The sequence below is a fragment of the Candidatus Zixiibacteriota bacterium genome (assembly GCA_022865345.1).
Classification (GTDB): domain Bacteria; phylum Zixibacteria; class MSB-5A5; order MSB-5A5; family RBG-16-43-9; genus RBG-16-43-9.
This window is the reverse complement of sequence record JALHSU010000031.1, coordinates 1-2,721: the sequence shown is the minus strand read 5'-3', so window position 1 is coordinate 2,721 and position 2,721 is coordinate 1. Positions and strand designations below refer to the sequence as shown.

At 40.3% G+C, this 2,721-nt stretch carries 3 protein-coding genes; all 3 read left to right on the top strand.

What is annotated here, in order from left to right:
- Positions 1-802: ribonuclease H-like domain-containing protein (locus MUP17_01395; GenBank protein MCJ7457630.1), on the top strand; the 802-nt coding region annotated here is incomplete at its 5' end.
- Between the two features lie 83 nt (positions 803-885).
- On the top strand, positions 886-2,250 hold the full coding sequence (locus tag MUP17_01390; protein ID MCJ7457629.1) for a hypothetical protein: 1,365 nt from the start codon (positions 886-888) through the stop codon (positions 2,248-2,250).
- Between the two features lie 159 nt (positions 2,251-2,409).
- The coding region (locus tag MUP17_01385; GenBank protein MCJ7457628.1) for a DEAD/DEAH box helicase at positions 2,410-2,721 on the top strand (312 nt) is incomplete at its 3' end.

The window sequence follows — 2,721 nt, the reverse complement described above, 5'->3', positions numbered from 1 at the left end:
TGAAAAAGAAACCGTGGAGAAAACCATTCTTTCCTTTTTCTCTCTTCTCCCTGGAATCAGGGAATACAGGGAGGACCAGCTCAAAAGGGCTGGATACAAGAGCCTTCAGGATTTGATCTCCCATCCTCGCTGGGGAACGGAGGCAGAGCTTGTTCTGCAAGTCGTGTCTGACCAGGATAAGCTTGGGCTTCAGCATTTACTCTTTTCTCGCCTGCCCAAATCGCATCCACTGATATTCGGTTTATCATCTTTTCATCCCTGGGAGGATTTTCTTTTTCTGGACATAGAGACCCTGGGGCTTTTTGGAGGCAACTTAGTCATCTTAATCGGAATCGCAACTCTGGAAGACGGAAAAAAGATGAGGTTAGACCAGTTCTTAGCCCTTGAGGTTGAAGAGGAGATAGCGCTTCTGAAGGCTTTTTCAGAATATCTTTCAAAGTCTAAATCCTTAGTAAGTTTCAACGGCAAGGCATTTGATGTCCCTTTCTTAGAGGGAAGGCTCAGGTATTACGGAATAATCCCTGACCTGCACAAGTCCCATTTTGACCTGTTGCATTTTTCCAGAAGGGTATGGAAAAACCAACTCCCTGATTTCTGCCTGGATACTATCGAAAGAAATATCCTGAAGGAAAAAAGGTCGACCCATCTGCCGAGCTCCCTTGTACCTGAATTTTATTCGGACTACCTCAAAACCAAAAATTATGGGCTTTTGAAACCAATAGTCGAACACAACCGGCAGGACGTGTTGACATTGGTGAGAATATTTTCAGAATTACATAGATGCACGATTGGAGAAGTGTGATTTTGTTTGGGCGACCTCTTGTAGTCGCCCGATGGTATTTTAGATAGCGTCGGGCTTTATGCCAGACGAGGAGAGCCGTAAAAATGGCAGACAATTCAGAAAACGGAATATTAAAAGAAGCATTGTCTTTTATTAAACAAAAGTGGTATTCTCCGTTAGGCTTATTGGCATTATTGATAGTCGAATTATTTATATTATTACCGTATTTATGGAATAACTTTGGAGTGGGTCTAAATCTATATGAATGGATTGTTGTATCTATAGTAATAGCAGTATCGGTATTACTTTGGGAAATAATCAGAAGGTTTCCAAAAAATACCCGAAATAAAATAGGGGTTTTGGTAGCCGTTACTACAGAGAGTAAAAGAGAATATCTCAGGCTAAGATCGGATTTAATCTTGCGCATTAATGAAGCAGTAAAAACGAAAGCGAAAGAAAATATTTTCAATATCATCGAAATACCTGAGCACTATGCGACCAAGATTCAAGACTATCCTTCCGCGCTACAATCGCTCAAGAGAGCTAAAGCTCATTTTATAATTTATGGGTCATGCAAGCAGAGATTGGAAAAAGGGAATCCTCATTATTATCTCAGCCTCGATGCGGTTGTTATTCACAAACCAATCCCACCGATAGTTCATGACAAATTCTCCCAGGAATTCGCTGAGCTTTTCCCCAGACGTGTACTGATCCCGCTTGAAAATGAGATTAGTGGTTTTGAGATAACGAAAGATTGGATTGGTCTTGTAGCACGTTACATAATAGGCGTGGCTGCATTCCTATCAGGAGAATTTCCTTTTTCATTTGAGCTTTCTAAGGAGCTTCATGCACAGCTCAAAGGAGTTCAAACGGATATCCTGCAAATAAAAAAGATCAAGGCAAGAGTTCCTTTACTGATCTCTGAAAGTTGTTTAGCCATAGCAAACAAACATTATTTTTTATACGAGAGAACGGAAGATAAGAAGGAATTACTAGCCATTAAACCTCTTTTGGATTTCTTAAGAAAAATTGACCCGAACAATTATAAGGCTCATCTCTTGAGGGGAATATATCTGTTCTTGGTCGAGCGAGATGTCGACGGTGCGAAGGAAGAGATGAAAAGATGTAAAAGCGTCAATGATTGCGCTTGGAGATACAGCGAAGCATTCTTATATGCCTATGAGAGAGACCTGAATAAAGCAGAAAGTTCATACAAGAAAGCGTTCAAATATCCAATAGTGCCGGCGTCCTTGTTTCAGATTGAGGAATTTATCAATGACGTTCTTGAGATCGAACCAGAGAAATGTCAGCTTTGGTACTGTATTGGGATGATCAACTGGTTTGTAAAAACGGATACCATTGCAGGAAGAGACGCATTTGAGAGATTCCTAAATTGTGGATCTGCAACAGACTTCGCTGAGCAAAAAAGGAAGGTTAAGGAATATTTAGAACAGCACAAAACTGAGTAACGGAGTTTGCGTTCGATAAATCGAACACTTACATTTGAAATCCCTATGGGGTAGGTTTGAAACCTGCCCTTATAAGAAATGCAAGCTTGAAGCCTTGCCCCACGCTTTCACCTGTTATTTGTCATTCGTTATTCATCATTCGCCATCTAAGGAACGAGAATGAATAATATAATCGAAGGACTAAAAAAGCATAAATGGTATAAAGGACAGATCCTCGATACCAAAGTCATCCCTGCAAAAGGTGGAGAGTTTGAAGAGCTTTCCCCTTCTCTGCCTGATTCCCTGCAAGAATATCTGACCTCTAAAAAAATTGGAAAATTATATTCTCATCAGACCGAAAGCATAAATAAAATCAGACAAGGAAAAAACCTGATCATCACAACCGGAACTGCCTCAGGAAAGACCTTGTGTTTTAACCTTCCTATTCTTGAAACTCTGGAGAAAGATGGAAAATCGACAGCTTTATATCTT